Here is a 4,799-nt window from a genome sequence, read left to right on the forward strand (position 1 = left end):
TCGTCACCGACGGCGGCCGGACGGACTCCGCCGTGGCCGGTGAGATCACCGCCGAGGCGAAGTTCCCGGCCGGTTCCATCACCAAGGCGTTCACCGCGGCACTGGCGATGCTGCTCGTCGCCGACGGCGACCTGGACCCGGACGACCCGCTCGGCGAGCACCTGGACGACCTCGGCCCGCAGGTCGGCAGACCGACCGTCGGGCAGGTGCTCAGCCACACCGGCGGGCTGCCGGCCGCGCTCGGCGCCGCGGCCGACGGCGGCTCGGCCCGCCGGTACCTGCGCGCCTGCCGCGACGCCGGGCTCGTCCAGCCGCCCGGCCTGGGTTTTTCCTACTCCAACGTCGGATACGTGCTGACCGGCTACCTGGTCGAGGCCATCACCGGGATGAGCTGGTGGGAGGCGACCGAGACGTTGCTGCTCGACGAGCTCGGCATCGAGGCCGCGTTCGTCGTGGAGCCGGGCGCGCGGCGCCGGACCGGCGCGCACCTCAGCGGGCACGCCGTGCACGCGGCCACCGGCCGCGCCCGGCCCGTCGCGCAGACCCTGACCCCCGCGGAGGCCGCGGCCGGGGCGCTCGCGGTGAGCGCCGCGGACCTGGCGGCGTTCGGCGGGATGTTCTGCGGCGGCGACGGCCCGCTGCCGGCCGACCTGGCCGAGCTCATGGGCCGCCCGGTACCGGGGGCGGAGCCGTTCGGCCTGGCCGACAGCTGGGGGCTCGGCCTGGCGGGCTACCGCGGCGCGGACGCGGACTGGACCGGCCACGACGGCACCGCGGACGGCACGTCCTGCCACCTGCGGATCGACCCGACGCACGGCCGGATCGTGGCGTTGACCAGCAACGGGAGCACCGGCTCGGCGCTGTGGACGGACCTGGTCGCGGCCCTGCGCCTCGAAGGCCTCCCGGTGGGCGACTACGAGCTGCCCAGCGACCTCGGCCGGGCGGCCCGCCCGGCCGCCGACCTGACCGGGCACTACACCAACGGCGACCTCGAGTACCGGGTGGACGTCCGCGCGGACGGCGGTGCGGTCCTGGTCGTCGACGGCGAGGTCTACCCGGAACTGGCACTGCTGCGCGACGGGTCGTTCTCGGTCCGCGAGCCGGGCACGGGCCGCCGCATCATCGGCGGCCGCTTCCTGACCGACCCGGCCACCGGAACCGTCAGCGCGATGCAGGCGGGCGGCCGCGTCGCCCGGCGGCGGCGCCGCGCTTCCTGAACTCCCACCACCCGAACTGCGTTGTGAGGAATCGAAAGCAATGACCACCTCGAGGAAGAGCCGCATCGACGCGCTGCCCGCCGAGTTGCGGGAGACGCTCAAGCGCCGGCTGGCCGGGCGGGCCGAGCGGTCCGACGTCATCGGGCGGGCGCCGCGGGAGGATGCGCTTCCGCTGTCGTTCGCCCAGCAGCGGCTGTGGTTCCTCGACGAGTTCCGGCCGGGGGATGCCGAGTACAACAGCGCCGTCGCGCTGCGGCTGACCGGGCCCTTGGACACCGGCGCGCTCACCGGCGCCGTGCAGCGGCTGGTGGCCCGGCACGAAGCCCTGCGCACCACCATCGACGACGCCGGCGGCACCCCCGTCCAGGTCGTCCACCCCGCCCCGGAGATCCCGGTGCGCACGGTCGACCTGACCACCGATCCCGCGCTGCGGCCCGCCGACCTCGACGAGGTGCTCGGGACCGAGTACAGCCGGCCGTTCGACCTCCGCCGCGGGCCGCTGGTGCGGCTGCTGCTCGTGCGGGTCGCCGAGGCGCACCACGTCCTGCTGATCACCGCCCACCACGTCGTCACCGACGGCGAATCGATGGGCATCCTGGTCGGCGAGCTCGGCACCCTGTACGCGGCCGCCGTCCGGGGCGAGCCCGCGGACCTGCCCGAACCGGCGGTGCAGTACGCCGATTTCGCCGTGTGGCAACGCAACCGGCTCGCCGGGCCCGCCCTCGACCGGCACCTCGCCTACTGGACGACGCAGCTCGCCGGCGTCGAACCCCTCGACCTGCCCGCCGACCGGCCCCGGCCCGCCGTCCGCACGACGGCCGGTGCCGTGCACCACTTCAGCGTCCCCGCCGGTGTCGCGGCCGGGCTGGCCGAACTGGCCCGCGCCCACGACACCACGCTCTACACCGTGCTGGTCGCGGCCTGCCAGGTGCTCTTCGCCCGCTACACCGGCCGCACCGACATCGCGGTCGGCACCGTGGTGTCCGGCCGGAACCGGCCCGAGCTGCAGCGGACCGTCGGTTTCTTCGTCGACACCGTCGTCATCCGGTCCACTGTGGACCGCACGGCGCCGTTCGGGACGTTCCTCGACACGGTCCGCACGACCGTCCTGGAATCGTTCGAGCACGCCGAAGCCCCGTTCGAAAAGCTCGTCGAAGCGCTGCGCCTCGAGCGCGACGCCAGCCGCACGCCGCTGTTCGACGCGATGGTCCTGCTGCACGGCAGCGCGGGCGGCCCGGTGGACTTCGCCGGGCTGACGGCCGAGCCGGTCGAGGTGGCCCGCCGGGCCGCCAACTTCGACCTCACCGTCGAGTTCCAGCCGGCCGCCGGCGCGCTCGACGGCTCGCTGGAGTACAACACCGACCTGTTCGACGCGCGGACCGCCGTCGCGCTGGGCGAGCACCTCACCGTGCTGCTGACCGCGATCGCCGCCGACGCCCACCGCCCGGTCGGCGAGCTGCCGCTGCTCACCGCCGGTGAGGAGGCCCGGCTGCTCACCGACTGGAACGACACCGCGCTGGACGTGCCCACGGCCACCGTCACCGAGCTGTTCGAGTCCCAGGCCCAGCGCAGCCCGGACGAGACCGCGCTCGTCGCCGGGGACATCGCGCTGAGCTTCGCCGAGCTCAACGCGATGGCCAACCGCCTGGCCCGCCACCTCGTCGCGCTGGGCGCCGGCCCCGAGCGGGTGGTGGCCCTCGCCCTCCCGCGCACCGCCGACGCGATCGTGGCCTTCCTCGCCGTGCTCAAGGCCGGTGCGGTGTACCTGCCGATCGACCCGGCCCTGCCCGCCGACCGGAAAGAGCTGCTGCTGCACGACTCCGGCGCCGAACTGGTCCTCGGGCCGGCGGAAATCGCCGCCGCGAACCCGGACCACCCCGGCACGGACCTCACCGACGCCGACCGCATCGCGCCGCTGCGGCCGGACAACACGGCCTACGTCATCTACACCTCCGGGTCGACCGGCCGCCCGAAGGGCGTGGCCGTCCCGCACCGCAACCTCACCAACCTGCTCTTCAACCACCGCACCGACTTCGCCGCACCCGGACGGCGGCTGCGGGCCGCGCTGACCGCGACGCTGTCGTTCGACACGTCCCTGGAGGGCCCGCTGCTCATGGCCGACGGCCACGAGCTGCACCTGATCGGCGAAGACACCCGGCTCGACCCGGACGCGCTGGTCGGCTACATCGCCGAGCGCCGGATCGACTTCCTCGACCTCACCCCGACCTACCTGCGCCGGCTGATCCCCGCCGGGCTGCTGACCGACCCGCGGCACCGGCCGAAGATCCTCATGCTCGGCGGCGAAGCCCTGGACGACACGCTCTGGCGTGAACTGGCCGCAGCCGAAGTCACCGTGGCGCACAACTTCTACGGCCCGACCGAGTACACAGTGGACGCCGTCTCGTGCCGCGTCGGCGAAACCGCCCGCCCGGTGCTGGGCCGCCCCCTGGCCAACACCCGCGCCTACGTCGTCGACCAGGACCTGCGGCCGGTCCCCACCGGTGTGCCCGGCGAGCTGTGCCTCGCCGGGGCACAGCTCGCCCGCGGCTACCTCGGCCGGCCGGGCCGCACCGCCGGCAGCTTCGTCGCGAACCCCTTCGGGGCGCCGGGGACGCGGATGTACCGCACCGGCGACCGGGTCCGCTGGACCGCGGACGGGCAGCTGGAGTACCTGGGCCGGCTCGACGACCAGGTGAAGATCCGCGGCTTCCGGGTCGAGCCGGGCGAGGTCGAGGCCGCGCTGGTGCGCCTGCCCGACGTCGCCGCGGCCGTCGTCGTCGCCCACCGGCCGGACGGCGGGCACGCCCGGCTGGTCGCCTACGTCGTCGGCGCCGGAGAGGTCACGCCGGACGGTCTCCGCGCCGCCCTGCGGGCCACGCTGCCCGACTATTTGGTGCCCTCGGCGTTCGTCCCGGTCGACGCGATTCCGCTGACCCCGCAGGGCAAAGTCGACCGCCGGGCGCTGCCCGCCCCGGACGCGCCGACGGACGGCCGGGCCTACGTGCCCGCGCGGACCGCCGTCGAGCACCAGCTGGTGGCGATCTGGTCCGCGGTGCTCGGCAACGACCGCATCGGCGTCGAGGACAACTTCTTCGGCCTCGGCGGCGACTCGATCCTGAGCATCCAGGTGGTCGCCCAGGCCCGGCAGGCCGGCCTGCGGCTCACCTCGCGCGACATCTTCCTGCACCAGACCATCGCCGGGCTCGCGACCGCCGTGCAGACCGCCGCGGTGCACGCCCCGGCGGCGGGACCGGTCGCCGGCCCGGCGCCGCTCACCCCGATCCAGCACTGGTTCTTCGCCACCCACGGGCCCTTGGCCCACTTCACCATGTCGCAGCTGCTGGAGCTGCCCGCCGGTGTCGACCAGCAGGCACTGCGGACCGCCCTCGACGCGGTCGTCGCCCACCACGACGCCCTGCGGACCCGGTTCTTCACCGTCGACGGCCAGTGGCGGCAGGAGGTCACGCCGACGCCACCATCCGGGCTGCTGCGGATCCGGGACCTGTCTTCGCTCGGCGACGCCGGGCAGCGCGCCGGCATCGAGGCCGCGGCCGCGCAGGTGCGCGCCGGCCTCGACCTCAC

General features: G+C 74.9%; 2 protein-coding genes. Both read left to right on the plus strand.

What is annotated here, in order from left to right:
* On the plus strand, positions 1-1,217 hold a 1,217-nt coding region (locus tag CCN39_RS44900; protein ID WP_143264404.1), incomplete at its 5' end, for a serine hydrolase domain-containing protein.
* 40 nt (positions 1,218-1,257) lie between these two features.
* Positions 1,258-4,799, plus strand: a 3,542-nt coding sequence (locus CCN39_RS44905; protein WP_143264405.1) for a non-ribosomal peptide synthetase, incomplete at its 3' end; no start/stop codon positions are given.

It is taken from the genome of Amycolatopsis kentuckyensis (assembly GCF_002155975.1).
Taxonomy (GTDB): Bacteria; Actinomycetota; Actinomycetes; order Mycobacteriales; family Pseudonocardiaceae; genus Amycolatopsis; species Amycolatopsis kentuckyensis.